The sequence below is a fragment of the Candidatus Endomicrobiellum trichonymphae genome (assembly GCF_002355835.1).
GTDB classification, from domain to species: domain Bacteria; phylum Elusimicrobiota; class Endomicrobiia; order Endomicrobiales; family Endomicrobiaceae; genus Endomicrobiellum; species Endomicrobiellum trichonymphae.
In genome coordinates this window covers 628,521-655,020 of sequence record NZ_AP017459.1, presented here as the reverse complement: position 1 = coordinate 655,020, position 26,500 = coordinate 628,521, and the positions used below count along the sequence as shown (strand labels likewise).

General features: G+C 33.4%; 31 protein-coding genes and 1 pseudogene. 27 read left to right on the top strand and 5 right to left on the bottom strand.

Features of this window, described 5'->3' with window-relative positions:
- The first annotated feature begins 50 nt into the window (after positions 1 to 50).
- The 20 genes from RSTT_RS03275 (at position 51) to RSTT_RS06785 (ending at position 16,636) form a co-directional block, all read left to right on the top strand.
- Positions 51 to 317: a phosphoenolpyruvate carboxykinase (ATP) gene (locus tag RSTT_RS03275; protein WP_096525661.1), complete on the top strand. Its 267-nt coding sequence runs from the start codon at positions 51 to 53 to the stop codon at positions 315 to 317.
- An 83-nt stretch (positions 318 to 400) separates the two neighbouring features.
- Complete coding sequence (gene rapZ / locus RSTT_RS03270) at positions 401 to 1,264, top strand: RNase adapter RapZ (RefSeq protein WP_096525660.1); 864 nt, start codon at positions 401 to 403, stop codon at positions 1,262 to 1,264.
- Between the two features lie 266 nt (positions 1,265 to 1,530).
- Positions 1,531 to 1,941: a PTS sugar transporter subunit IIA gene (locus tag RSTT_RS03265; protein ID WP_015423443.1), complete on the top strand. Its 411-nt coding sequence runs from the start codon at positions 1,531 to 1,533 to the stop codon at positions 1,939 to 1,941.
- Positions 1,942 to 2,027: 86 nt separating this feature from the next.
- Positions 2,028 to 2,531 (top strand): PTS sugar transporter subunit IIB, encoded by a 504-nt coding sequence (locus tag RSTT_RS03260; RefSeq protein WP_096525659.1) that lies wholly within the window; start codon positions 2,028 to 2,030, stop codon positions 2,529 to 2,531.
- Between the two features lie 127 nt (positions 2,532 to 2,658).
- Complete coding sequence (locus tag RSTT_RS03255; protein ID WP_015423445.1) at positions 2,659 to 3,306, top strand: PTS sugar transporter subunit IIC; 648 nt, start codon at positions 2,659 to 2,661, stop codon at positions 3,304 to 3,306.
- Positions 3,299 to 4,075, top strand: coding sequence for a PTS system mannose/fructose/sorbose family transporter subunit IID (locus tag RSTT_RS03250; protein WP_096525658.1), 777 nt, complete (start codon positions 3,299 to 3,301; stop codon positions 4,073 to 4,075). The genes RSTT_RS03255 and RSTT_RS03250 overlap by 8 nt, the downstream gene beginning before the upstream one ends.
- 23 nt (positions 4,076 to 4,098) lie before the next feature.
- Positions 4,099 to 4,362: an HPr family phosphocarrier protein gene (locus RSTT_RS03245; RefSeq protein WP_096525657.1), complete on the top strand. Its 264-nt coding sequence runs from the start codon at positions 4,099 to 4,101 to the stop codon at positions 4,360 to 4,362.
- An 8-nt stretch (positions 4,363 to 4,370) separates the two neighbouring features.
- Positions 4,371 to 6,107: a phosphoenolpyruvate--protein phosphotransferase gene (ptsP, locus tag RSTT_RS03240; RefSeq protein WP_096525656.1), complete on the top strand. Its 1,737-nt coding sequence runs from the start codon at positions 4,371 to 4,373 to the stop codon at positions 6,105 to 6,107.
- Positions 6,108 to 6,294: 187 nt separating this feature from the next.
- Entirely contained in the window at positions 6,295 to 8,082 is a 1,788-nt protein-coding gene (gene lepA, locus RSTT_RS03235; protein ID WP_015423449.1) for a translation elongation factor 4, read from the top strand.
- A 99-nt stretch (positions 8,083 to 8,181) separates the two neighbouring features.
- Entirely contained in the window at positions 8,182 to 8,955 is a 774-nt protein-coding gene (lepB, locus tag RSTT_RS03230) for a signal peptidase I (RefSeq protein ID WP_197701967.1), read from the top strand.
- Positions 8,952 to 9,371, top strand: a complete 420-nt coding sequence (locus RSTT_RS03225; RefSeq protein ID WP_096525655.1) for an NfeD family protein — start codon at positions 8,952 to 8,954, stop codon at positions 9,369 to 9,371. Before lepB ends, RSTT_RS03225 begins: the two co-directional genes overlap by 4 nt.
- Before the next feature lie 99 nt (positions 9,372 to 9,470).
- Positions 9,471 to 10,391: an SPFH domain-containing protein gene (locus RSTT_RS03220; RefSeq protein ID WP_015423452.1), complete on the top strand. Its 921-nt coding sequence runs from the start codon at positions 9,471 to 9,473 to the stop codon at positions 10,389 to 10,391.
- 1,484 nt (positions 10,392 to 11,875) lie between these two features.
- Positions 11,876 to 12,391 carry a cob(I)yrinic acid a,c-diamide adenosyltransferase gene (locus tag RSTT_RS03210; RefSeq protein ID WP_096525653.1) on the top strand — a complete coding sequence of 172 codons (516 nt, stop codon included), beginning with the start codon at positions 11,876 to 11,878 and terminating at the stop codon, positions 12,389 to 12,391.
- Between the two features lie 111 nt (positions 12,392 to 12,502).
- On the top strand, positions 12,503 to 13,333 hold the full coding sequence (locus RSTT_RS03205) for an ABC transporter substrate-binding protein (RefSeq protein ID WP_172412845.1): 831 nt from the start codon (positions 12,503 to 12,505) through the stop codon (positions 13,331 to 13,333).
- Positions 13,333 to 14,325: a FecCD family ABC transporter permease gene (locus RSTT_RS03200; RefSeq protein ID WP_015423455.1), complete on the top strand. Its 993-nt coding sequence runs from the start codon at positions 13,333 to 13,335 to the stop codon at positions 14,323 to 14,325. The genes RSTT_RS03205 and RSTT_RS03200 overlap by 1 nt, the downstream gene beginning before the upstream one ends.
- A gap of 55 nt (positions 14,326 to 14,380) precedes the next feature.
- On the top strand, positions 14,381 to 15,166 hold the full coding sequence (locus RSTT_RS03195) for an ABC transporter ATP-binding protein (protein WP_172412844.1): 786 nt from the start codon (positions 14,381 to 14,383) through the stop codon (positions 15,164 to 15,166).
- 3 nt (positions 15,167 to 15,169) lie between these two features.
- Positions 15,170 to 15,328 (top strand): hypothetical protein, encoded by a 159-nt coding sequence (locus RSTT_RS06160; protein WP_172412843.1) that lies wholly within the window; start codon positions 15,170 to 15,172, stop codon positions 15,326 to 15,328.
- Positions 15,325 to 15,462 (top strand): hypothetical protein, encoded by a 138-nt coding sequence (locus tag RSTT_RS03190; protein WP_096525650.1) that lies wholly within the window; start codon positions 15,325 to 15,327, stop codon positions 15,460 to 15,462. Before RSTT_RS06160 ends, RSTT_RS03190 begins: the two co-directional genes overlap by 4 nt.
- A gap of 99 nt (positions 15,463 to 15,561) precedes the next feature.
- Positions 15,562 to 15,711, top strand: a complete 150-nt coding sequence (locus RSTT_RS06155; RefSeq protein WP_172412842.1) for a hypothetical protein — start codon at positions 15,562 to 15,564, stop codon at positions 15,709 to 15,711.
- A gap of 793 nt (positions 15,712 to 16,504) precedes the next feature.
- Positions 16,505 to 16,636 (top strand): hypothetical protein, encoded by a 132-nt coding sequence (locus RSTT_RS06785; protein ID WP_269457751.1) that lies wholly within the window; start codon positions 16,505 to 16,507, stop codon positions 16,634 to 16,636.
- Between the two features lie 44 nt (positions 16,637 to 16,680).
- Here RSTT_RS06785 and RSTT_RS03185 read toward each other — a convergent pair whose 3' ends face one another.
- Positions 16,681 to 18,516: a glycosyltransferase family 39 protein gene (locus RSTT_RS03185; protein ID WP_096525649.1), complete on the bottom strand. Its 1,836-nt coding sequence runs from the start codon at positions 18,514 to 18,516 to the stop codon at positions 16,681 to 16,683.
- A gap of 201 nt (positions 18,517 to 18,717) precedes the next feature.
- Here RSTT_RS03185 and RSTT_RS03180 point away from each other — a divergent pair, with 201 nt between their 5' ends.
- The 4 genes from RSTT_RS03180 to RSTT_RS06950 all read left to right on the top strand — a co-directional run bounded on the left by RSTT_RS03180 (position 18,718) and on the right by RSTT_RS06950 (position 20,337).
- Complete coding sequence (locus RSTT_RS03180) at positions 18,718 to 19,008, top strand: YunC family protein (RefSeq protein ID WP_096525648.1); 291 nt, start codon at positions 18,718 to 18,720, stop codon at positions 19,006 to 19,008.
- Between the two features lie 225 nt (positions 19,009 to 19,233).
- A complete protein-coding gene (locus RSTT_RS06955) occupies positions 19,234 to 19,392 on the top strand; it encodes a hypothetical protein (protein WP_349677900.1) in 159 nt (52 codons plus the stop codon).
- 260 nt (positions 19,393 to 19,652) lie between these two features.
- Entirely contained in the window at positions 19,653 to 19,838 is a 186-nt protein-coding gene (locus RSTT_RS06150; protein ID WP_162465419.1) for a hypothetical protein, read from the top strand.
- A gap of 361 nt (positions 19,839 to 20,199) precedes the next feature.
- The gene (locus RSTT_RS06950) at positions 20,200 to 20,337 is read left to right on the top strand and encodes a DNA adenine methylase (protein WP_102135982.1); all 138 of its coding nucleotides are present in this window, start codon (positions 20,200 to 20,202) and stop codon (positions 20,335 to 20,337) included.
- 18 nt (positions 20,338 to 20,355) lie between these two features.
- Here RSTT_RS06950 and RSTT_RS06655 read toward each other — a convergent pair.
- A pseudogene (locus RSTT_RS06655) lies at positions 20,356 to 20,604 on the bottom strand (carboxynorspermidine decarboxylase); the annotation flags it as partial.
- Here RSTT_RS06655 and RSTT_RS03165 point away from each other — a divergent pair.
- The 3 genes from RSTT_RS03165 (at position 20,510) to RSTT_RS03155 (ending at position 23,353) form a co-directional block, all read left to right on the top strand.
- On the top strand, positions 20,510 to 20,902 hold the full coding sequence (locus tag RSTT_RS03165) for a DNA adenine methylase (RefSeq protein ID WP_102135981.1): 393 nt from the start codon (positions 20,510 to 20,512) through the stop codon (positions 20,900 to 20,902). The pseudogene RSTT_RS06655 and the gene RSTT_RS03165 sit on opposite strands and share 95 nt — an antisense overlap.
- A gap of 109 nt (positions 20,903 to 21,011) precedes the next feature.
- Positions 21,012 to 22,118 carry a carboxynorspermidine decarboxylase gene (gene nspC, locus RSTT_RS03160; protein WP_096525647.1) on the top strand — a complete coding sequence of 369 codons (1,107 nt, stop codon included), beginning with the start codon at positions 21,012 to 21,014 and terminating at the stop codon, positions 22,116 to 22,118.
- A gap of 17 nt (positions 22,119 to 22,135) precedes the next feature.
- Complete coding sequence (locus RSTT_RS03155; RefSeq protein WP_096525646.1) at positions 22,136 to 23,353, top strand: saccharopine dehydrogenase family protein; 1,218 nt, start codon at positions 22,136 to 22,138, stop codon at positions 23,351 to 23,353.
- A 423-nt stretch (positions 23,354 to 23,776) separates the two neighbouring features.
- Here the strand turns inward: RSTT_RS03155 and RSTT_RS03150 are convergent, their stop codons facing one another.
- The 3 genes from RSTT_RS03150 to leuD form a co-directional block, all read right to left on the bottom strand.
- Positions 23,777 to 24,805, bottom strand: a complete 1,029-nt coding sequence (locus RSTT_RS03150) for an aspartate-semialdehyde dehydrogenase (RefSeq protein ID WP_096525645.1) — start codon at positions 24,803 to 24,805, stop codon at positions 23,777 to 23,779.
- A 79-nt stretch (positions 24,806 to 24,884) separates the two neighbouring features.
- On the bottom strand, positions 24,885 to 25,946 hold the full coding sequence (locus RSTT_RS03145) for a 3-isopropylmalate dehydrogenase (RefSeq protein ID WP_096525644.1): 1,062 nt from the start codon (positions 25,944 to 25,946) through the stop codon (positions 24,885 to 24,887).
- Positions 25,947 to 25,990: 44 nt separating this feature from the next.
- On the bottom strand, positions 25,991 to 26,473 hold the full coding sequence (gene leuD, locus RSTT_RS03140) for a 3-isopropylmalate dehydratase small subunit (RefSeq protein ID WP_096526014.1): 483 nt from the start codon (positions 26,471 to 26,473) through the stop codon (positions 25,991 to 25,993).
- Positions 26,474 to 26,500 lie beyond the last annotated feature (27 nt).

The window sequence follows — 26,500 nt, the reverse complement described above, 5'->3', positions numbered from 1 at the left end:
TGTAAAAGAGGACATAAGCTTGTCGCCGATGATATCATAAACATAAGGGAATGTTCCGGGCAAACTTTAGTGGGAAGCAGCATGGAAATTGTAAAAAACGAGGCATTGGGATAATAAATGTAAAAGATCTTTTCGATATAGGAAACGTTCTAGAACTCGTAATAAAACTTGAGGAATGGGATCCCTTAAAGAAATACGAGAGACTGGGAATTAACGAATATTATGCTGAATTTTTGAGTGTAAAAGTTCCTGAAATTACAATTCCGATAGTCCCCGGCAGAGGAATATCGCTGGGATTGTTGAAACAGCAAGTTTAAACCCAAGGCTTAAAAGCAAGGGATTATTCTACGGTTATGGATTTAAGAGGTAGACTACAAAAGGAGATAAGCAGAAACATTCTATGATAAAATTGTATATAATTTCTGGAATGTCGGGCGCTGGAAAGAGTCAGGCTCTAAAAATTTTTGAGGATTTCGGTTTCGTCTGTGTTGATAATATACCTATTCAAATAGTCGCTGATTTTATCGATATATGCCTTAAAGATTCCATCAGATACAAAAATGTGGCAATAAGCGTAGATTCACGTGCTGGAAAATCGCTTACATCTTTTAAAGATCTGCTTATTGTTTTCAAAAAGAAAAATATCGGCTATAAAATTATTTTTTTTAATGCTACTGATTCTGTTCTGCTCAGACGGTATTCGGAAACTCGTCGCCGTCATCCTTTGGGCAAATCAGTGTCTGAAGGAATAAAACTTGAAAGAAAAATTATGGATAGGATTTTTACTGTTGCGGATGAAATTATAGATACTTCAGACCTCACGATAGGAGAATTAAAAAAAGTAATCTCAATGCTTGCAGACATCTGCCAGTCCGGAAAACAATACTTAAATACTTCAATTCTTTCTTTTGGGTATAAATACGGACTGCCAAATGATGCCGACATAGTTTATGATGTGCGTTTTATAACAAATCCCAATTATGTTCATGGATTGAAATTTAAAACTGGCAGAGATGAAGCTGTTAGAAAATATATAGAAAAGCAAAAAGAATTCAGTGTTTTCTTTAATATATTCTCAAAACTCATAGAAACAACTCTTCCAGGATATATTAAAGAAAGCAAAAGTCATCTGACTATAGCGATAGGATGTACGGGAGGACAGCACAGATCAGTTTTTACAGCTGAGAAACTTGCCGGATTTTTAAAGAGCAAAAAATATAAAGTGAAACTCAATCATAGGGATATTTTGCGGCATGATAACTGATGTTTGATAAGATGAAATAGTAGGTAGACTACCTAAGTATTTTGCGTCTTCCTCCAGATTTTTGATCTTTATGGCGCATGTTTTGTCGAGTGAAAAACTCTAAACTTTCAGATCAATTTAAAACGATAGAAAATCATGCTTACGAAATAACGACTGACTGTGTTGTGACGACTTACAAAGAAGCTATGAAAATACACTGCTCACTTAGAGGTTTAAAGCGATAAATATTCGTTAAAACCATAAACTTGGATAGGAGAATCCGAAAGATGATTAAAGTCGTTGTCTCGGCACACGGCAAATTGGCACAGGAACTTGTAAACTCCGCAGAAGTTGTTGCCGGAAAACAGTCTAATCTCTATGTTGTTAAAAAAAGTGACAACGATAGTCTAGTACAGATGCAAAATAGAATAAATAATCTTTTAAAAAGCATAAATGATGAAGACGGAATTCTGATACTTACTGACATGATTGGAGGGAGTCCGTGCAGTGCCTCTGCTTCGACGTGTAGATCTCTTAATACGGAGATTCTTTCCGGCGTCAATCTTCCAATGGTATTATCCGCGATATTTTTAAGCAAAAATACAAAAACTGTTTCAGATCTGGCGGAAAAAGTCTTGCTTGACGGACAGAAAAGTATAATAAATGTAAAAAAAATGTTATTTAATAAAATAAAATAATGTATTTTTTCAATTGCTCTTTATTGTGCCGTACCAGTGTAAGGTTGTAAACTTCGATTTATTGAATAAAGCGAGGAACAATAATAATGCCTATAGTTTTGGTGAGAATAGATGACAGGTTAGTGCACGGACAAATAGTGCAGGGGTGGCTGAAAATATTAGATGTTAATATCATATTAGTTGTTTCAGATATAGTGACTTTGGATACTATGCAGCAAATGCTTATGACTATGGCTGTGCCAGACAATATAAAACTTGATATAAAAAATCTTAAAAATGCGACAAACGGAATTACAAACGGACAATACGACAAAGAAAGAGTTATGATTTTGGCGGTAAGTCCCTCTGACATATTATATATGATAGAAGCCGGAGCGGACTTTAAATCTGTAAATGTCGGCGGAATGCATTTTATAAGCGGGAAAAGACAGCTTTTACGCAATCTCTGCGTAAACGATAACGATGTGGAAAGTCTACACAAAATACATATTAAATCTGTTGAAATAGAAGGACGAATCCTTCCTGAAGATGAGAAAAAAGATATTATGCCTCTAATAGAAAAAGAATATAGATCAATGCATAGGCGGTAAAATAAAAATTATTTTTTATATGCACAGTTACTGTTAAGATGGAAACTTCGATTGGATTAAAAAAATTTATCAGCTGTCCCGGAAAACTTAAAAAGTTTTATTTTAAAACGATTATAAATGGATAATTATGTCGGAAAATGTCATTTTTCTTGCATTTATTGCAGCTTTATGTACTGTGGATATAATAGGGTTTGGACAGTTTATGATTTGTAGCCCGATATTCTGCGCTTCTCTTATAGGCTTTCTTATGGATGATATTGGCACAGCTCTTTGGATAGGAATGATAGTCGAAATGATCTGGATAGATGCAATACCTATGGGCGTAGCTGTGCCTATAGATATTTCCTCAATAAGCATTTTATCTACTTTTTGGGTTTGTAAATATTTTATGGGTTTGCATGAAGCTGCAATATGGGGTTTGATTTTAGCCGTTCCATTTGCGTATTTATATAGATGGATAGACGTATGGGGAAGAAACTTTAATGTTAAAATAATGCATTGGGTAGAGAAAGGAATACAAAACGGAAAAGATGGACGGATAAATTTTGGAATAGCTTCAGGTTTGTTCTTTTTTGTCTCAAGAGCATTTTTGTTTTATATATTTGCAATGATTATAGGTGGATGGATATATGCAAATATCTATTTGCAGTTTTCTGAACTTGTTCTTGAGTGTTTTAAAAAAGCTTGGTATTTGCTGCCTGTATCCGGTTTCGGAATGGTTATACATAACTTCAGGAATGTAAAAACTCCGTTTTTGAGGCATAGAGATGATTAAAATATATTTCAAAATGTTTATAAGGGCTTTTTTCATACAAGCATTATGGAATTATGAAAGAATGCAAAACATTGGATTTTTATTCATATTAAAACCTTTTTTATATAAAATTTATTTAAATAAAGACGAAAGAAAAAAAGCACTTTTAAGACATACGGAATATTTTAACACACATCCTTATATGGCTAATTTGATAATTGCAATTATAGCAAACTTGGAGCAAAAAATGGCCAAAGGCAGTAGTAATGAAAAAGTTTCTGACATAAGTGCGGTTAAAAGTGCAATGGAGGGGCCTTTAGCTGCAATAGGCGATTCTTTTTTTGGGGGAACATTAAGACCTTTAGCGGCGCTTATAAGCGTATTTATGTTAATCTTTTTAAAAACATCTGATAGTTGGTTTGGAGCATATAACGTTTTAGTTCCTTTATTGTTTATTTTTCTCTATAATGCTGTACATATTTTTGTAAGATACCGGCTTATGTTTGTGGGTCTTATATTTGACAGAGAAAGTATTGTCAGGTTATCAAAATTTGATTTTAAGCTTTTATGGAAGATGGGAAACGTCAGCAAATTTATAATTTCTGCTGCCGCATTATTTTTATACTTGAAAGTTTTTGGATTTGGACCCGCAGCAAACAGCATATTACCCAAAATCACCATAAATATTGTGTTTATATATGGCATTGTACTTGTACTTTCAATTTTTGTGCCGAAGAAATTCAGTCCGACTTTTTTGTTTTATGCCACAATATTAACGTGTATCGCGTAATGTCTATCTAGGATTTATAAAAAATGAAAGAAAAAATCATTGTTGTTTTAAATAAAATGGGGTTACACGCAAGACCTGCAGCTATGCTTGTGCAGATTATAAATGAATATCATTCTAGTGTTAAAATTTTAAAGGATGGTTTTGAAGTTGATGCAAAAAGCATTATGGGTGTAATGACTTTGACTGCGGGACAAGGAAGTAAATTAAATTTTGTTGCTGACGGCCTTGACGAAAACGAAGTTTTAAGTGCGATTGAAAACTTGTTTAAATCCAAGTTTGGCGAATAGGAGAGAAAATGCCTGATAAAGATATTATCATCAAAGGTGTTGCAGCATCACCGGGAATTGCCATTGGAAAGGCTTTTCTTTTTGAAAATGATGATTTTTGCCTTGTTCACAAGGAAATACCTCAAAATGAAAGGAAAGACGAAAAAAAACGTCTAAATGATGCTATTGAAAAAACTAAAGCTGAACTTAAAATAACTCATGATAAAATTAACGGCATTCTCGGTAAAAATTACGCTCAGATAACTAATGTTTATCTTTTAATTTTAGATGATCCGTCAATAAGAAAAGATGTTGATAAGTTTATAGACGAGGGCGTTAACGCAGAATATTCCGTTTTTATGGTTATAGATAAAATTGTCCGTTCTTTTGAAACCATAAAAGATGATTATTTTAAGGAAAGAATACTTGATATTCAAGATATAGGAAAAAAAGTTCTCAGGAATCTTCTCGGAAAACAAAGGACAACTCTTGCGAGTTCAAACGAAGATTCGATAGTTGTCTCCCATAACTTAGCTCCTGCTGATACCGTTGCGATAAAAGAAAAATTAGTTAAAGGTTTTGCTACAGACATCGGTGGAAAAACTTCGCATACCGCAATTGTTGCGCAGGGACTTGCGATTCCAGCTGTTGCAGGGTTAAAAGTAATATCCTCGCAAGCAAAAACCGGTGATACTATAATTGTCGACGGAAATAAAGGCGAAATTATTTTAAATCCGTCGGCGGAAATTTTAACGAAATACAAAAAAGAATGCGATATGCAGTTTGCAAAAAGAAAAGAACTTGAAAAGCTAAAAGATTTGCCAGCTGAAACAATCGATAGTCATAAAGTTTTAATTTTTGCAAATATTGACAATCCTGACGAAGTACAGTCGGTATTAGACAGCGGGGCAATGGGCATAGGTCTTTACAGAACGGAATTTATGTATTTTAATCGCAAGACTATGCCGTCTGAAAAAGATCATTTTGAAGAATACTTCAAGGTTGCGGAAGCAATATCGCCTTATCCTACCATTATAAGGACTATTGATTTGGGTGGTGATAAGCTTACAAGAATGGGTCTTTTAAGTATGAAACATGAAGAAAATCCTTTTTTAGGTCTAAGAGCTATAAGACTCTGTCTTAAATATCCCGATATTTTTGTCGATCAGTTAAGAGCTGTTCTTAAAGCGTCGGCTTATGGGAAAATCAAACTTATGTACCCTATGATATCGACACTTGAGGAACTCCATGAAGCCAATAGAATTCTTGAAAAAGTAAAACAAGATTTAAAGAAAGAACATATAAAATTTGATGAAAAAATAGAAGTAGGTTCAATGATAGAAGTGCCGTCCGCTGCTATGATAATCGAGGCTATAGCCAAAGAAGTTGATTTTGTTTCAATAGGAACCAATGATTTGATACAGTATACGCTTGCCGTTGACAGAGTAAATGAAAACGTTGCAAGTCTCTATGATCCGCTGCATCCCACAATTTTAAGGTTTATTAAGCGAATTATAGATGAAAGTCATAAAGCTGGAATAGCCGTAGGTATGTGTGGTGAAATGGCAGGAGATCCGTATTATACACCTGTTCTTTTGGGATTAGGACTTGATGAATTCAGCGTAGCGTCGGCACAGATTCCAAAAATTAAAAGAGTTATAAGAAATATTTCTTTTGGAAATGTCCAAAGAATTGCAGAAGAAATTTTAAATTGCGGTGATAGAGATTCAATCTCAAAAATTATAAGTACTATTCAAATGCAATAAAAATATCTTTTCTCATCTCTTAAAGAAAAAAGGGGAAATATTTCCAAATTGTTATTATCTTTTTATCTTTTGTCGTTATTTTGGACAAACTCAGTTTGAGTACTGATCCGCACTGTTGTTTTTTTAGTCATATTTTAATAAAAGGAAAAACTCTCCGGCGAGCAAACCGCGTTTAAGGAAAAAAAAGATGTCTAATATAAGAAACTTTTGCATTATAGCACATATAGATCATGGGAAAAGTACGCTTGCTGACAGGCTTCTTGAATATACTGGGACAATTTCCCGCAGGGAAATGAAAGATCAGATTCTTGACGATATGGAACTTGAAAGAGAAAGAGGAATAACCATAAAAGCCAAAGTTGTAAGAATGGATTATACAGACAAGAACGGCGTAAAGTATATACTTAATCTGATTGACACTCCCGGTCATGTGGATTTTACTTATGAGGTCTCAAGATCTCTTGCCGCATGCGAGGGTGCAATTTTGGTAATTGACGCAACACAGGGCGTAGAAGCCCAGACACTCGCAAATACTATGCTTGCAAGAAACGCAAAACTTAAAATCATACCGGTTATAAATAAAATAGATTTGCCTACTGCCGATGCAAATAGTGCATACGAGCAGATGAAAGAGGGACTTGAAGTTGACGCAGACCCCATACTTGCAAGTGCAAAAGAGGGCTTAGGCATAAGAGAGATAGTTGACTCCGTAATCGCAAATGTTCCTCCGGCAAAAGTTGTAAAAGAGGATCCGCTGTCGGCTTTAGTTTTTGATTCATTCTACGATTCTTATCGCGGCGTTATAGTCATTATAAGAGTTTTTGCAGGAAAAATAAGGAAAGGCATGAAAGTGAAATTTATGGTGTCTGATGCAGAATATGAAGTGCTTGAAGTCGGATATATAAAAATGAAAATGATTGAATCCGACGAACTTTCATCAGGCGAAGTCGGATATGTGGTTGCTAGAATAAAAGATATACACAACATAAAAATCGGCGATACGATTACCGAAAGCGAAAATCCAACAAGACATCCACATAAAGGATATAAAGAAATAAATCCTTTTGTTTTTGCGGGACTTTATCCTAACATGACCTCTGAGTATGACGGTTTAAAAACGGCTTTGGGAAAATTAAAACTTTCGGATTCTTCACTTGTTTATTTTCCTGAAACTTCGGTTGCTTTGGGTTTTGGATTCAGGTGCGGATTCTTGGGATCTCTGCATTTAGAGATAGTTAAAGAAAGACTCGAAAGAGAGTTTGGTTTAAACATATTGGTTACGGCTCCGAATGTTATATACAAAGCAAAGTCTAAAGATAAATTTGTCAAAATAGACAATCCTGCAAAATTTCTTAATAGTTCAGATATTGAAGAAATTTGGGAGCCTTACGTTGAAGCAACGATAGTCTGTCCCGTAGATTATCTGGGTTCTATACTTGATTTATGCCGGAAAAGAAGAGGAAAGCAGATGCTGATGAAATATATGAACACTAAAATTGTGATATTGAAGTATCATATACCACTTGCGGAAATTATTATCGGTTTTTATGATGCTTTAAAATCGGCTTCAAAAGGGTACGCTTCTTTTGATTATGTGCATATTAATCCGCAACTTGGGGATTTAGTCAAACTTGAAATTATGATAAATGCAGAAGTTGTCGACGCTTTTACCGTTATAACTCATAAAGATAAAGCACAGTCCATTGCGCATTATCTCACTGAAAAATTAAGAGATATTATCCCTAGGCATATGTTTGAAGTTCCCATACAGGCAAAAGTAAATAATAAAATAATTGCCAGAGAAACCATATCGGTAGTACGCAAAGACGTTCTTGCAAAATGTTACGGCGGCGACATAACAAGGAAACGCAAACTTCTTGAGAAACAAAAAGAAGGTAAACGCAAAATGAGACGGTTCGGTAAAGTGGATATACCGCCAGAAGCTTTTATTGCAGTATTGAAAATAGACGGGTAGCAATCGAAGGACGTGTGTGTGTAGATACAGGCATTGCGGCGATCTGTGCCGTCTGCCCACCGGTTTGTTTGCTGTTTTACTTAAGAGGATTATAATTATATGGAACTGAGACTTTTTCTTATAGGCTGCGTTCTTTTTTTTACAGCTATGTTTATGCTTGCCGTAAAAAAATATTTTAAAACATCGCTATCGCAAAGACTTTTTAAAAAAGTCTATTCATGGCTTGATACGGGATGGACCGCTCTTATAATAGCGTCTTTTATTATGTTTTTCTTTATACAGGCTTTCAAAATTCCGTCAGGCAGTATGAGAGAAACTCTTTTAGAAGGCGACCACCTTTTTGCAAATAAATTTATTTACGGGTTCCGCATTCCGTTTACTTCTAACGGAAAGAAGTATGCAGCTTTAAAAAAAGTAAGACGCGGCGATATTGTTATTTTCCAGTGTCCTCCTGAAGCTTTGACAATTTCCGAAAGAGAGTCAGGAATAAAAAAAGATTATATAAAAAGATGCGTGGCCGTGGCAGGCGATAAAGTTGAAATAAAAGATAAAAAATTGTATATAAATAATATATTTATAAATGATACATATGCAACTTTTGGCGACTATGCGATTTTTCAGAAATTCAATTTATTTAATACTCGGAAAGAATATCAAAAAGCTTGGGAAAAAGGTAAATTTACTTTAATTTCTACGTTTTTTATAAGAGATAATTTTGGACCTGTAGTCGTTCCAGAGGGACATTATATGATGATGGGTGACAATAGAGATTTTTCTTTTGATTCACGTTTTTGGGGGCCCCTGTCTGATAAATATATAAAGGGCAAGGCACTGTTCTTATATTGGCCAGTTAAGCGTTGGAGGATAATATGATTTGGATTACGTGGCTTATAATTGCGGCTGTTCTTATAATTTTTGAAATATTAACTTCATCGGTTTTTTTCTTTACCTGTCTTGCCACAGGTTCTGTCTTTGCGGCAGCGTCGGCTTATTTTAATTTTTCAAGCTGGATTGAATTTATTATTTTTATAGTTGTTTCCATCTTATCCCTGTACCTTATAAGACCGATATTTAAAAGAGTGATGAGCAAATCTGAAACTGTAAATTCAAATATTGATGTACTTATAGGAGCAACAGCGGTAGTCACTGAAAAAATAACGCCTTTAAAAACCGGACTTGTAAAAGTTTCAGGCGAAATATGGAGGGCCGAATCCGATCTGGAACTTGAAACAGGTGAAATAGTAAAAATAAAAAATATTGATGGAACGACTCTTACGGTTAGAAAATGATGCGGATAAATACTATTTCTTGATAATTTAATAATTTACAAAGATTTATTTTTATTTTGTTAAGAAAATTGTAACAGAGAAGTAAAAGTGGAGGTCATAATGGCAGTGCTTATTTTGGCAATTGTAGCTTTTGCAGTTATTTTTATAGCAAATTCAGTAAAAATAATAAGGCAGTACGAAAAGGGGCTTGTTGAAACTTTAGGTAAATATACAGGCACAAAAGACTCTGGTGCAAATATTATTATTCCGATATTTCAGAGAATTCTGAGAGTTGATATGAGAGAACGTGTTATTGACGTTCCGCCGCAAAGCGTTATTACAAAAGACAATGTTTCTGTGGTTGTAGATGCAATTGTTTATTTTCAGGTTACAGATCCTGTAAAAGTTGTTTATAATATTGAGAATTTTGCAATTGCCGCTTTAAAACTTGCGCAAACAAATTTGAGAAATGTAATCGGTGATATGGAATTGGACAGTACTCTCACATCAAGAGAGAAAATTAACACTCAGCTGAGAGTTGTAATGGATGAAGCTACAGATAAATGGGGCGTAAAAGTTACAAGAGTCGAAATACAAAAAATTGATCCTCCCAGAGATATAACTGATGCTATGTCAAAACAGATGAAAGCTGAAAGAGAGAAAAGAGCAAATATTCTGGAAGCAGAGGGTTTACGACAAGCTGCAATTCTTAAAGCGGAAGGCGCAAAACAAGCAATTATTCTTGATGCAGAAGCTGTAAAAGAGAAACAGATTTTGGAAGCTACTGGCGAAGCTGAAGCAATAAGAAAAGTTGCAGAAGCCGAAAAATATAAAATTGAAGTAGTTTATAACGCAATACACGAAGGCAAGCCGACTAATGATCTTATTGCTATCAAATACCTTGAAGCGCTTGGTAAGGTTGCCGACGGGCAGGCGACAAAAATTTTCATGCCTTTAGAAACATCCGGAGTTACCGCTTCAATCGGCGCTGTAGCAGAACTGTTTAAAGATACACCTAAATTAGCAAAAGTTGCTAAGTAAGTTTTTATTGTTTCTCGTTTTTTCTACAGGCAGTATTTTAGCTTATAAAGACGACTTACATCAAGCTATGCTCTATATGTAAGTGGGGAAATTTGAAAACCTCGAAAAAAGCAAGAAGTTGCATTTTTTAATTGTTTATATGTTGCTTTGTCTCTGCAATCAAGATAAGCAGGACCATAGCCTGACCATCCCCTGCAAGGGATATTTCCCAACTCTGACCAGAGTTACCCCCCCCCCACCCCTCTCTTGTCTGGTTAATAGTATGCTCTGTAGTATTTACATCTCTGTTTAGCCCTTTCACAATCGAATTTAAATGAATAAACGCAATAAAACAACACGCGACATAACTACTAAAGCTAATTTTTTTCGTTTTCATTGCCCTGTATAGAAATTCACATATGTTTTGCTAATAGATGCTCTATATACAACAACACTATTTATAACAATTATAATAAATGTCAAATTGAACTCAAAAAAGTTAATAAGCTGTTATTCTCCTTTTTTGTTTGTATTATAGGAAAACTTGACAAAATACATTTAATAATTCAATATTTATCTTTTGTCTTTTGGGTGTCAAACAAGGTCTTTTATATGACTGCTATTACTTGTATTATTTGAATTTGTAACATAAAATTAAAATCAAGGTCTAGATTATACGGATGAAAAAGATAATCCGCCGGGGAATAATGTGTTAGAATATACGCAATAATTATAAAATATACAAAAAAAATATATCAATCTGCTTGCAAACTTATCAATAAAAAACTGCCCGTTGTTGCGGATAAGTTATAAATGCTAAAAAAGTTAGGGTATACGCATGAAAAAAGGAGACAAAGGAAGAAAAAGAAAAATTGAAATAACCCGAGAAGTTGAGGGCTCATTTGTAACATATATATAGATGATGCTTAAACAAAGGAAACCGCCGCAAAAGAAAATGAAACTACAGTGACTCTAAGTATAAAATGATGCGGATATATAAATAATGTGTGCAAACAAGTATAATTTTAGTATAAAAGCAAGGATGATGAATAAAATATAAACGAAGCAGAAAACACAGCTATTATCTTTATTTGCAGTATGTCGTTTTTATTTTACAAGCCAGTGAAGGACTGTCTTAAGCGCAGCAGGAAAATCAGATAAACCAAGCAGACGGAAACAATTAACGAAGAAACTGAGACTATAAAAAGCCTTAAAGTGTAGACATAAAACTTGAGAACCGCCAATGAAAATAAATCCCAGTCTGACAGAGCGGATTGAAAAACAGGAATTGAAGCTTTAGCAGAGAGTAAAGAAGTACGATAAGTTGAAAGGCAAGTTAAAAAACCTATACCCCCCCCTGTCTTATTCCACTTATAAGACGACTAATAATATATTTGTCCTATAACCATGATTAGTTCTTTCTGTACGACTTAATGATTTATTCATAGCTATTATTAACTTGTTTACTGCACATAAACAGTGGACATTTTATCAAGAGGGTATTCATGATAATTTTAAATACAGGTAATGGCAAAGGAAAAACAACTTCTGCTGTAGGGCAGATAATTCGTTCTTTAGGGTATGAATTTAGAGTTTGCCTTATACAATTGTTTAAAGGCGAGAATTTTTACGGAGAACAGAAAATTTTAGTTAAATTAGACAATTTAGATTTTTTCCCCTTCGCAAAAGAACATCCGGACTGTATTAAAGGTGTTAATCTTGATAAAGTTGTAAGTCAATGCCGTTCCGCTGTGAAAAAATTGAGAGACCTTGCCGATGTTCCTGAAAAGTATGATTTAATTGTTTTGGAAGAATTTAACATCGCATTAAGGGATAAATTCATTGATGAAAATGAATTTATTGATATTATAAAACGGTTATCACAGAAATCAAATGTAATAGTAACTGGCAGAGGTGCTCCGCAGTCGTTGATTGATATTGCGGATTTAGTTACTGAAATGAAAGAGATTAAGCACCCTTATAAAAAGGGAGTACAGTCGCAAAGAGGTATAGAATATTAATATGTTAGTTTGAAATGCCGCTTACTTATTGTGACATTAAATATGCAGAAACGACAAAAAAACATATTTAAAATTAAGTGGATTATATCTGGGATTGGTTGTATACTGTTTATGAGAATAATTGTTTATATTATCGCATTTCTATTTTTATTTGCAGATATTGCTTGTACTGAAGAATATAGGCGTATTATTTCTCTGGCGCCGTCAATTACAGAAAGCCTCTATGAACTCGGAGTTGAACAATTTGTTAAAGGCATAACAATTTATTGCTCTAAAGGAATGACTGAAAAAGAAATTATAGGTACGCTTTTAGAACCTGATATAGAAAAAATAGCTTTACTTAATCCCGATTTAATTATTTCGACTAAAGAAGGAAACAGTAAAGCGGTGGTTGAACAACTTAAGCGTTTCGGTTTTGAAGTGTACGTTGTGGAAACAGCAAAAAATTTTAACGAGATATGCGTTAATTATTATAATCTGGCAAAAAAACTTGACAGAAAAAAAGAAGCAGAAAAAATAATAAATGCTGCAAAGCATTCGATAGAAGAAGTTTATGGTAAAATAAATGCTCTTAACAGGTTAAAAGTATTTTGGGAAATAGGAGCAAGACCATTGTACACGGCAGGGAAACAGAGTTTTGTAAACGATTACAATTACTATACTAAAACCGTAAATTTGTATAAAGATGCTGATATGCGATATCTTGCTGTTAATATTGAAGATATTATTAAACGTAACCCTGATATTATAGTGCTTGTAAATGCTGGTGTAGATATCAACAGTGAAGAAATAAGAAACTGGAACAAATATAAAATGATAAAAGCCGTAAGAAATAGTAAAGTTATTATGATTTATGCCGGTGACATATTTACGCCTACGCCGCTGACATTTGTAAAAGGGGTGGCAATACTTGCAAAAGTTATTTATGAGGATGTCTTTTAATGGCAAATAAGAAGTTTTTGTTTGTTTATATATTAATGCCGGTATCGGTTCTTGTAGTGTTTTTATTTTCTTTAACAATCGGTTTAGACGGAATATCATTTGTTGATGTTGTAAAGGCATTATTTGAGGGCGCAGATGGGAATGTTGTCGTAATGATAAAACAGATACGTCTCCCGAGAATTTTTATGGCTTGTATGGTAGGCGCGGGGCTTGCTATAAGCGGTTGTGTGTTTCAGGCAATATTAAAAAATCCGCTGGCAGATCCCTTTACTTTAGGCATTTCAGGTGGAGCGTCTTTGGGCACATCGGTAGCTTTTATTTCCGGTCTTGCAGCTATAAGGAGTTTTTTTATTCCTTTTTGCGCTTTTGCCGGTATGATAGTTTCAGTATCGGTTGTGTATTTACTGAGTATGCAGAAGAGATTTAATTCCAATGCAATGATTTTATCAGGCATAGTTGTGAGTTATATTTTTTCATCTGCTGTAATGCTTATGTTTGCGTTATCGACTGAAAACAGTGTGCAGACTGCTTTTTTATGGCTTATGGGAAATTTTTCGTCTTTTGATGAGAGATTGCTTCCGTTTATTACTGTTGTTGTGCTTATAAGCATAATAATTTTGTCTTTATCGGGAAATATTATCAACGCTGTGTCTTTGGGCGGTGAAAAGTCAAAAACTTTCGGTATAAATATTGAAAGAAATATAAAGTTTTTATTTCTTACGGCATCCTTTGTTACGGCGGCAACAGTTTCAATTTGCGGTGTTATAGGTTTTGTCGGTTTAATGATACCGCATATAATGAGAAAAATTACAGGGACTAATAATGTAATTTTGATACCGGCTTCAGCTTTTGCCGGAGCGTTTTTTTTACCGCTTTGCGATACTTTAAGCAGAATGTTGTTTTCGCCAGTGTTAATCCCCGTCGGCGTAATTACAAGCATAATAGGCGGGTTATTCTTTATTTGTTTACTTCTAAAACCGGATAGAAAATAAAAAGAGCGGTATTGACCGCAAACTAAACGGCAAGTTTGAAAAGGACTCAAATATTGTGATAAGAATAGAAAATATTTCAGCAGGCTACTTAAATAAAGAAATTTTAAAAAATATTTCATGCGATATAGATAAAAAAGATTTTTTCGGTATAATCGGAAAAAACGGTACGGGCAAAAGCACCTTATTAAGAGTTCTTTGTAATTTAATTAAACCATATTCCGGAAATGTGTTTATAGATGGTAGAAATATAAATTCTTTTTCAAGAAAAGAATTTGCAAAAACAATTTCTTTTTTACCTCAACACATAGATACTTCATTATCTTTTACCGTCTCTGAATTTATTATGTTTGGAAGATATCCTTATATGAATATGTTTAAAATTCCGTCAGATGACGATTATGCTGCAATAAAAAAAGTTATGAACTTTTTGTGTATAAAAAACTTTGCAGAGAAAAATATCAACGAACTTTCGGGAGGAGAAAAGCAAATAGTTTTAATAGCTCAAGTTTTAGTCCAGGAAACTGATATTATTGTTTTTGATGAGCCTACATCGCATTTGGATATAGGAAATCAGAATGATATTTTAGAGATTTTAAAAGATTTAAATGAAAAATGTGATAAAACGATAATCTTAAGTTTGCATGATTTGAATGCGGCAGGCGAATTCTGCAGCAAACTGGTTTTAATAGAAAATGGTTCGGTTTGCAGGCAGGGAACAGCTGAAGAAGTTTTAAATTATAGAGATATTGAAAGAGTTTACAATACGACAGTTGTTGTAAAAACAAACCCGATTTCAAATAGACCATATGTTATACCGGTGAGTAAAACCGGAAAGAGGTAAAAAGTGAGAAATGAAAAAATATTAAGTGTCCTATTTTACCTTGCTTTTGCGGCGAATATTGTTTTAGCGCAGGATATTTTTGTAACTTTAACAAAGTATGATGAGAGGTATAAAAAACTTCCTGCAAATATTACGTTATTGCTATTGCGCAGAAAACTATGAAAGAGAGATACTTTGAAACACTCGACGAACTTTTGCAAAATCAGGTTGGTATCGATTTTAAAAGTAACGGGACAACAGGTGCAAATGCGAGTATTTCAATACGCGGCGCATCTCTTCGTAGGCTTTGGTGTTAGCAGTTGACGGGGCAGAATTAACGATATAGGAGAGGAGTAGGCGTACAGCAATACCGGTAAAATATTATTGAAAGAGTTGAAATTATAAGAGGTTTGGGCGTGGCAGCTTATGGAACGGGTGCTTTTGGATTAGGTGCTAACGTCGTTATAACAAAAAAAGCAACTGAAATCTCTCCGGTTGTTGACGTTTCAGTGTCTTACGGGACTTTTAATACATTTAGTCTTGTTTTAATGATACTTATTATTTAACTGACAAATTCAATATTTCAAGTGGTGGAGACAGAGAAAATTCAAAGTTTATGATGGGTATGAATACTTTTTTCAGCGGGCATTTTTGATATATTCGGGAAATCAAAGTTATCTTTGAGCGGAAATATTTATGAAAGTAAATATGGAGTTCCCAGACAGTTGTCATCTCCTACTCTAAAAAATGAACAGAAAGATAATAATAAATACATAAAGTGCTTTTAATATGGCTGATAAAAGCTTTTTAAATCTTAGCGTATATTCTCTAACAATGAAAATTTATCAGGATGTAGTTTAAATAAAAGTATGAGAAATTATGCTATTTAATATACAGTTCAATTTTCCAATTGGAAAGATTATAGAGAAAAGTATGGAGATCACCTGTCTTTACATATCTTTACTGGAATTAGCCGGATTATAGAATGTACGGAAATCCGGATTTAAAACTTGAACATGGCATATCGAATGAATTTTGACACTGAATATTCACATAATAAAGTAAAGTTGGCAAACCGCTTATTATTTATTGATAGTAAAGGATTATGCTAATGAGAGATTTCAAGTTAAAATATAGATAAATCAAGACAATATGGTTTTGAGTTTGAAGCAGTATATATCCCTAAATTGTAAGTTAAATTATACATATCTCAAATCAGAAAATAAGAAAACAAAAAAGATTTTAACGTACAAACTTGATCTGTAAATCTTTTTTATAAAGATAAAATATTTACCGATGATGCGCAAAACACATGAGAACTAAATAGTTTTGTTACAGTTAGCAAATAGGTAGTAGGCAATGCCAGATGAGCTTACAGCAGGTTATCCAATGCCCGGAGCAGGCGTTTTGACCGGTACGGCGGATAGGAGTGATAAATGTGTAGTCTTTAATAGTAGCGTGAAAAGACAGTATTTCTGTTTTGCCATTTAAAATGTTTTAAATCCTGATTTTAACGTAAAAGTGGCGAAATGATGTTATATTTTAAAATATTGCCTGAACAAAGCGACCGTTGCATAAGAGAAAATTATTCCTATTATTGCTCCTGCCAAAACGTCAAAAGGGAAATGAGATCCTGCATATATTCTCTCGAAACTTACTCCTAAAGCTAGAATCAGGTACCAATACCAATATTTTTTTACTACTATAAACATAAAAGTACATATAGAAAACGCAATTTGCGCATGTCCTGACGGAAAGGCATTGAAGTATAGTTTTTCAAAGAATGTGTTTACATTTTTGTCCCCTAATACTTTTAAAGGACGCGGTCTTTCAAAATAATATTTTAAGAAAAACGTTATGACAGCTCCTATTGCCACTACGCTTGCTAAGAAGATCAGGGCAGTCCAAAAACGCTCTTTCTTATTGTTCCAGAGTATTCCTATGGATATTATTAGTATCACAAAAAAACTCAAATTAAAATACGTGGAATCGCAATAAGATATCAGTGATATGTAAAAGTCTAAAAATTTGGATTTTAAATTGGAGTTTATGAATTTAAAAACACTGTGATCAAATTCTATAAGTTTTTGCCGCAAATCTTTCTCTGGTTTTAAGACATCTGCAGTATGAGAATTTAAGTATTTCTGCTGTATGCCGTAAGCATCGTTATTATCGCTAGATACAAATTTGCTTGCAGGATAACTTTTATACATAAATATAAAAGGTTTTTCTTTTAGGTTCATTATTCTTACTGTATTTCCCCAATTGTGAAATTCATTTTTTATATAGATTTTTTCAGGTTCAGAAATAACATGTCTTTGATTAGTGGGCAAAAATTTTTCTGTCGGATATGTATGCATCGAAACTGTGATAAGTGTAAACAGTGCAAATCCCCATGCCGCATAAGAGTATACTCTGAACCATTTTATATGCCAGAATTTTAATGTTAAATGAACTGCGTAAATTGACAAAACCAAATAGCCTGTTGCAGTAGTCCAGTGCGGCAATATTTCGTTAAAAACGGCAATTCCTTTTATCGTGAAAAAAGCGGGGAATGAAAAACATGCAATAATGATAGCGGCACGGTCTTTTTTTTGATAAACTTCTTTTACGCATAAAAGCGCAGCGGCAATAAAAATTAAAAACAGAAACGGGGATATATAGTAGCATGCCTGCACAGCGAGTGATGTTTCTAAAAGAGTGAGAGAGAATTTTGGCGGTAAGATACCGGTGCTGTGGCTTAAACTGTTGTTTCCAATATTCCATATTGTTACTGGCAAAAATATTAATGCGGATATAATAAGTGCTAAATACGGCTCTTTTCTTTTAAACCAATACCTGTGCGACGGCAAAAGAATGAGGGGTGTAAAGACTGAAAAAGATATTAGTGCGTTATTATATCCTGAAAGCATTGTAAAACCTGTTATAATGCCGAGTAAGTACCAGTAGTTTTTATTGTCGGTTTCAATTAATATGATAAAGACAAGTAATGTCGATATCCAAAAGAAGGCAAAAAGAGAATTCAGCAGAGTAATGGCGAATCCCCAAAGCGAAAAAGCGGGCAGAATATTCAGCAATAACACTCCTGTAAAAGCTGTTCTTTCATTGTAAAGTTTTTTTGTGCATATAAAGAAAATCCAGCATATAAAAAAGAAAATTAAAGCTGTAGGAAATCTTACTGCAAGTTCATTGTTTCCGAAAATGAGTATTGATGCTTTAGTCAAATATGCTGTAATCGGCGAATGGTCAAAATAAAAAAGATTTAAATGTCGATAAACTTCGTCTATTGTAATATCAATTTTGCTTGTTACAAGGAATCTTAAGACTGTTGAAACGATATTTACAACCCAGAACCAAAATTTGTAATTCATTTGTTTGTTTCTCTGTTGTTTTTAATTTTAAAACTTTTTAAGATTAGCAAATTTTGATCAAACGGTCAAATTTTATTTAAAATAATTTGATTTGAATGGAGATTGTTAAAAAATTCTATATAGTTCTGTTGCTAATTGCGGTGTTCGGTGGTGAGAGATTTATTAAAGTCATAATGAACTAAGCTGTAAAAAGAGGGGAAAATGCAATTAAAAGAGTTCATTGTAAAAAGAAAAAAGTATTATGGTTTTGAGTGTGAATTATTCAGCGGCAGCAATTTGGTTTTTATAAAAGGAAATAACGGTTTTATAATGTGCGGATATTTGAACCTTGAAACTGCTGAAAGAATGAGAAATATTGCGGCTGTCGTCACCGGTGTAAAAACTGTTGACGGTATGTTGAAAAAAAATATTGTAAGTTCTACTACGCATGCGCAGAAAGTCGGAATAAAGCCCGGAATGTCAGTTTTGGAAGTGCTTGAGAGAATTTTTTAATGTCTTGAATATAGATTAAATCATTTACAATTTGAGAGTTTATGAATAAAGGTCATACGAATATATTTTCAAATGAAGAAAATATTAAAGAGAGAAAGAAAATCGAAAAACACAAGAATATTTATCATGGTGATTTTATTCTACAGATACCAAGTCAGTTAATTAAGAAGGTACACGAATGAAAATGATATTGTTTTAGAGGCATTTGCAGGAAGTGGTACGACATTGTATGAATGTGAAAAATTAAATCGCAGATATATAGGTTTTAACATAAATAAGAATATGATTGATTACATAAAAGGTAATATGCAAGATGCCTATTATGAAAAACAGTATGCGAAAATTTGTTGTAATATTTGGAGACAAATAAATATTTTGCATTAGTTATTGGCGATATATATAAAAAAGTGAAGTTGTTCCTTTAAGTTTTTATTGCATGGATATGATAAAAAAATTTTAAAGTAAAGTTAAAGGGAATTGTAATAAAAAATATTGAAGGAAATAGAGGAAAGTTTGGAGTGAACTTTATGTGGAAGTGTAGAGCCGCTCAAAAGCGACTATTTTCTTTTTAAAATTGTGCAAAATGTGGACTTAACTCAAGTCAAGCAAAAACTTGGCAGATATGGAGACAAAAAGGAATACAGTTGGACACTGATGAAGAGGGGAAATTCTATAAAAAAGTTTTTTGTAAAAAATGTAATAATAAAACTATTCATAGAAAACTAAAATCTTTGGAAATCTTGCAAGAAACAAAATTAAGATCGGGTATATCGCTTAAACTATCAAAAAAAGTAAAAGAAATATATGGTTTTGAAGAAGCGATGTTATAAGGAGAACTTGAAGTAGACCATAAATTTCCACAAATAAGATGGTCAAAAGATGAAAATATTAATAATGACAATATGAGTGAAGAAATGATAAAAAGTAAATTTATTTTACTGACCAGACCGAATAATTTACTCAAGTCAAGATATTGTGAAAAATGTGTAAGTAATAATATTCGTGGGGATTTTCTAGGAATATATTATTGGTACAAAGGAAGTGAAAAGTGGAAATAAAATATTGATAGTCAGATTTTGAATGTTATAGAATTTATGTCTCAAGTTGTGTTTTCAACTCAATCTAAGTTGGCAAAGTCAAGAAATCAGTTTTCAATGATATTATCTAATGAAAAGGAAGAATAGCTGATAAATGAACTATATCGGATCAAAATACAAATTATTATCTTTTATAAAAGAAACGGTGTATTCTATTGTCGGACATAATCTGTCAAATATGATATTCTGCGATTTATTTGCGGGTACAGGTGTTGTCCTGAAGACTATTTAAGAAAGAAGTTAAAAAGGTTATAAGCAAATCAAGCATATGCGCTTCAATAGAAGCATCAACTATAGCGATATCTTTTACATTTTTTACAATGTCTAAAATTGTAGTAATAAGCTCGCAACTTTTTGTAATTGCGGTTTCACCTGGTTCCAAATAAACCAAAACGTTATGCTTCTTGCTAAAGCTTTTTAATTTTTTACAGAATTTATCCAAAGGATACCCGTCTTTTGTAAAATACAATCCGCCGCCAAGGCTAACCCATTCGACTTTATTTAAAACTTTCTCATATTTTGCATCTATATATGGAGCATTTCTCAAGAGTATAAAGCAATCATTAAAGGATATTGTCTTGGAACCTGCTTTTTTTGAAGTAAACAACAATAGGCATAAAGTTTATAATAAAGATAGCAATAAATTAATTAAAGAAATTTCTGGAGATATATTGTATTTAGATCCTCCTTATAATACAAGGCAGTTCAGATATATTTTTTTAAGTTATAATAACGAAGGGTTGATGAATATAAAAGAAATTAAAGTGATTAGTGAAACAAAAATATCAAAGGTTTAAATCAGATAAGACGGAAAACAGAAATTATAAATCAGAACATAATTATGAATTTTTACATATTTTAGAGAAAAAGGGATAAAACGCGCAGTCTCTTATTTTTGGGAATAGAATGAATAAAAAAATAGAAACTCCGTATTACTTGATTGACGAAAGAAAATTACTTAGAAATCTGAAGAAGATTAAATATGTAAGAGATAATAGCGGAGCTAAATCAGTTCTGGCGTTGAAATGTTTCTCTACATGGGCTGTGTTTGATTTAATGAGTAAATACATGGATGGCACAACTAGTAGTTCCTTTTATGAAGCAAAACTTGGCCATGAGAAGTTCGGAAAAGAAACGCATGCTTTCAGCGTCGCTTACTCTTCGGACGATGTTAAAGCGCTGAAAAATATTGCTGACAAAATTATATTTAACTCCGTATCGCAGCTTAATATGTTTTATAATGATATAAAACATATTAAGGTTGGTTTAAGAATAAATCCGGGAATAAGTTATTCGCGTTTTGATTTGGCTGATCCTTCAAGAAAATATTCAAGGCTCGGTGTCACTTTGGAAGAAGAAATTATGTCGGTTTTAGATAAGATAAGCGGATTGATGTTCCACTATAACTGCGAAAATGATGATTTTAAAAGTTTTAGCGTAATGCTCGATGAAATAGCTGCAAAATATGAGAAAGTTTTAAATAAAGTCGAATGGGTTAGCCTTGGCGGCGGATTGTATTTTACAAAAGACGGGTATCCTTTGGATAAATTCTGTAAAAAATTAAAAAGCTTTAGCAAGAAGCATAACGTTTTGGTTTATTTGGAACCAGGTGAAACCGCAATTACAAAAAGTTGCGAGCTTATTACTACAATTTTAGACATTGTAAAAAATGTAAAAGATATCGCTATAGTTGATGCTTCTATTGAAGCGCATATGCTTGATTTGCTTATATATAGAACTCCTGCAGAAATTAATGCTAAAGATGGTAAAAACGAATATATTATTGCCGGCAGATCTTGTCTTGCCGGAGATATATTCGGCGAGTATAAGCTTGCGGACAAACTTAAAGTCGGTTCTACAGTGCATTTTGCCAATGCTGCTGGATATACGATGGTTAAGAAAAATTGGTTTAACGGACTTAAAATGCCTTCCATTGTCGTTAAGAAACTCGATGGGAAAATGGAAATTATAAAGAAGTTTTTATATAATGACTTTTTAAAAGATTTGTCGTGAGGAGGGATTTACCGGAGATGGGAAAAAGAAACATACTTTTGTTGGGAGCGGGCGGCGTATCTCATGTTGCTGCCCATAAACTTGCGCAAAACAATGATTTATTTGGAGATATTTATTTAGCTTCGCGTTCGCTTGAAAACTGCGAGCAAATATTGGAAAGCATAGAACGCAAAAAGAATTATAAGAATACTTCAAAAAAAATACAAATCAGACAAATAGATGCTTTAAATATTCCCGAGATGGTAAAGTTGATGAAAGATCTTAAAATTTCCATTACCGTAAATTTAGTGTCGGTATTTTGCAATATGTCGATACTGGAAGCTTGTATAGAAACCGGTTCAGCATATATAGATACGGCAATACACGAAGAACCGAATAAAGTGTGCGAAGATCCACCATGGTATGCAAACTATGAGTGGAAACGTAAAGACCGCTGTCAGGATAAATGTATAACTGCAATTTTGGGCGCTGGATTTGATCCTGGCGTTGTAAATGCTTATGTAGCGTATGCGAAGAGGCATTTTTTTGACGACATAGATACGATAGATATTATGGATGTCAATGCCGGAAATCATGGTAGATATTTTTCTACAAATTTTGATCCTGAGATAAATTTCAGAGAATTCGTAAAAGTTTGGACATGGATAGACAGACAATGGGTGTGTAAGCCAATTCATTCTGAAAAGAAAGTATACGATTTTCCTGTAGTGGGCAAGCAGACTATATATTTAACCGGTCATGATGAAATTCACTCTCTTTCAAAAAATATTGATGCAAATTCAATAAGGTTTTGGATGGGGTTCAGTGATCACTATATAAATTGTTTCAATGTACTTAAAAATATAGGACTTTTGTCGGAAAAACCTGTAAGAACGGCTGAAGGAGTTGAAGTAGTACCTTTGAAAGTGGTAAAAGCCTGTCTCCCTGATCCTAAAACTCTTGCTCCTTACTATAGAGGTAAAACTTGTATAGGAGATTTGATAGTAGGAACAAAAGATGGACGCAGGAAAGAGTTTTTAATATATAGTGTATGTGATCATAGATTTTGTTATGAAGAAGTAGAATCTCAAGCTATCAGTTATACTGCAGGTACTCCGGTTATTGCGGCAGCTATTTTAATTGCCAAAGGGGACTGGGATGTCAAGAAAATGGTAAATGTTGAAGAACTTGTGCCTGATCCTTATCTTGACTTGCTTAAAGACATGGGTATTTCAACTGAAACAATGACAATTTAATTAGACAAAATCTCAACTTTTAAAGCAGTCTGGATTTTTTAAACTTTAAAATTTCAGACTGCTTTTTTATTTAAAAGTCCATTAAAAATCCTTATTTTTTTAAATCTTAATAGTTTTTAATGTTTTATATTGTCCGATAACATATATTATGTTAAGTACAGTAAAGGGTTTTGTAAGTTATAAACAATAAAGTAAATTGTTATATTAAATCAAATTTATATTTATAAATATAAATAATTTTGATTATAATTATATTTATCTTTAACTGTTATTAAATAGCACTCTCATAAAGAAATAAAATAATCTAAAAAATCAAATGTGGCAGAATAAAAAGCCGGCTACTACACTTGATTTAATTTAATTAGTAATTTTAATTTTTGATTAGGAATTCAGTTAAGAGAGAATTTTGATATGTTCTTTTTTTTATAGCAGTTCTTTTTTTAGAAGTGTTTCTGCAATTTGGACTGCATTTAACGCAGCACCTTTTAAGAGATTATCAGATACTATCCAAAACGTTAAGGCGTTATTTTTTGTTGAAATAGTTGATATGTCTGAACGAATTCTTCCGACATAGGTTATTTGCATATTTTCTGCAAATAGAGGCATTGGATATTTTTTATTTTCAGGATCATCTAAAAGCTGGATTCCATCTGTTTTTGAGAGCAATTCTTTTGCTTGGCCAGGAGAAAGAGGTTTTTCAGTTTCAATCCATACGCTTTCTGAATGTGAACGGAATACAGGAACTCTTACGCATGTTGCGCTGACTTCTATTGAATTATCTCCTATAATTTTTTTTGTTTCGTTTGTCATTTTCATTTCTTCTTTTGTATATCCGTTTTCTGTGAAAACATCTATCTGAGGTATAAGGTTAAAAGCTATCTGGTACTGGAATTTGTTTGCTTCAGGGATTATTTCACCTTTAGCCCATGCTTTTGTTTGCTCTTTAAGTTCGTTAATGCCTTTTTGCCCTGCACCTGAAACTGCTTGGTATGTTGAAACGATAACCCTTTTTATTTTTGCAAAATTATGCAAAGGTTTTAACGCTACGACCATTTGAATTGTTGAACAATTAGGATTTGCGATGAGTTTTTTCTCTTTTTTTAAATCATGCGGGTTTACTTCTGGAACAACTAAAGGAATTTCTTTATTCATTCTCCATGCACTTGAATTATCTATAACAAAACATCCATCACTCGCAAAGCAAGGTGCAAATTCTTTAGAAACCGTTGCGCCAGCACTGAAAAGTGCAATATTAATGCCTTTTCCGCTGTTTTTTTTAAGTAATTCAACTGTGACTTCTTTACCTTTATATATCAATTTTTTGCCTACGGAACGTTCCGTAGCTAAAAATTTTATGCTTTCTACAGGGAAATTTCTGTTTTCAAGCATTTTAATAATTTCAAGTCCTACTGCACCGGTTGCACCGGCTACTGCTACTTTGAGTTTCTTCATTTCTTTCCTCTGCGATTTTAAGATAAGCAACTAAATTAGTACTTGAAGAGTGTATTTTTACACAAAATTAGTTTACAGGTTATATGAATGAAGCGATTAAATCACCGACTTCTGTTGTTGAAAGTCCCATTTTCCCGGCCGACATGCTTTTAATTTTACCTAATTCCAAAGCTTTGATAACCGCATTATCTATATCTTTTGCAGCTTTAGATTCGCCGATTTTTTCAAGCATCATTGCACCTGCATTGATGCTTGCTATGGGGTTTATTATGTTTAATCCCGTATATTTAGGAGCGGATCCGCCCATAGGTTCAAACATTGACACACCTTCGGGATTGATATTTCCTCCTGCCGCAACACCCATACCGCCCTGAATCATAGCGGCTAAATCCGTAATAATGTCGCCGAAAAGATTATCGGTGACAACGACATCAAACCATTCGGGATTTTTTACAAACCACATACATGTTGCATCGACATTTACATAATCGCTTTTTAGCTGCGGATATTCTTTTGCAACAGCATTGAAAGTCCGCTGCCATAAATCTGAGGCATAAGTTAGAACATTTGTTTTGCCGCACAAGGTCAGTTTATTATTTTTTGCTCTATTTTGGGTAAGTTTAAATGCATAACGTATACATCTCTCAATGCCAAATCTTGTATTTATAGATTCTTGGATTGCTACTTCCTGTGGCGTGTCTTTCTTAAGAAATCCGCCTGCTCCTGTGTATAAACCTTCAGTATTTTCGCGAACAATTACCATGTCTATATCTTCGGGTTTCTTATCCTTTAAAGGAGTTTCGACATTGGGATAAAGTTTGACCGGACGCAGATTTATATACTGATCGAGTTCAAAACGAAGTTTTAAAAGAATGCCTTTTTCGAGAATTCCCGGTTTTACGTCGGGATGTCCTATTGCCCCTAAATACATTGCATCGAATTTTTTAAACTCTTCTATAACGCTTTCTGGAAGAATTTCGCCTGTTTTTAAATATCTCTGTCCGCCGAGATCATAGTCTGTAAAATCAAGTTTAAAATCATTTTTTTTTGCCGCAGTTTCAATTATTTTTATACCTTCTTTTATTACTTCTGGGCCTGTCCCGTCGCCGGGAATAATCGCTATTTTATAAGTTTTAGACATCTCACATAGTCTCCTTACTTAATTATTATTTTAAGATTTTTATATCAGCTTTTTATATATCCCAAAAGTCCACCGGATTTTATGACTTTCTGCATAAATTCGGGAAAAGGCTGAGACTGATAGGACTCATTTTTAGTTATATTTTTTATAATGCCTTTGGTTAAATTTATTTCAACAGCGTCGCCATTTTCTATTGCTTTTACAGCTTTCTGGGATTCCAAAATCGGAAGTCCTATATTTATTGAATTTCTAAAAAATATTCTTGCAAAAGAGTTTGCTATTACGGCTGAAATGCCTGAAGCTTTAATTGCTATCGGCGCATGTTCTCTTGAAGATCCGCATCCAAAATTATTTTCTGCAACTATTATATCTCCTGCTTTTACATTCTTTACGAAATTTTTATCTATATCTTCCATACAGTATTTTGAAAGTATTGCAGGATCTGTTGTATTTAAATATCTTGCTGGTATTATTTCGTCTGTGTTTACGTTTGAACCGTATTTATGAACTTTACCTTTTAGAATTATGTCAGACATCATCATAGTGCTCCTTGT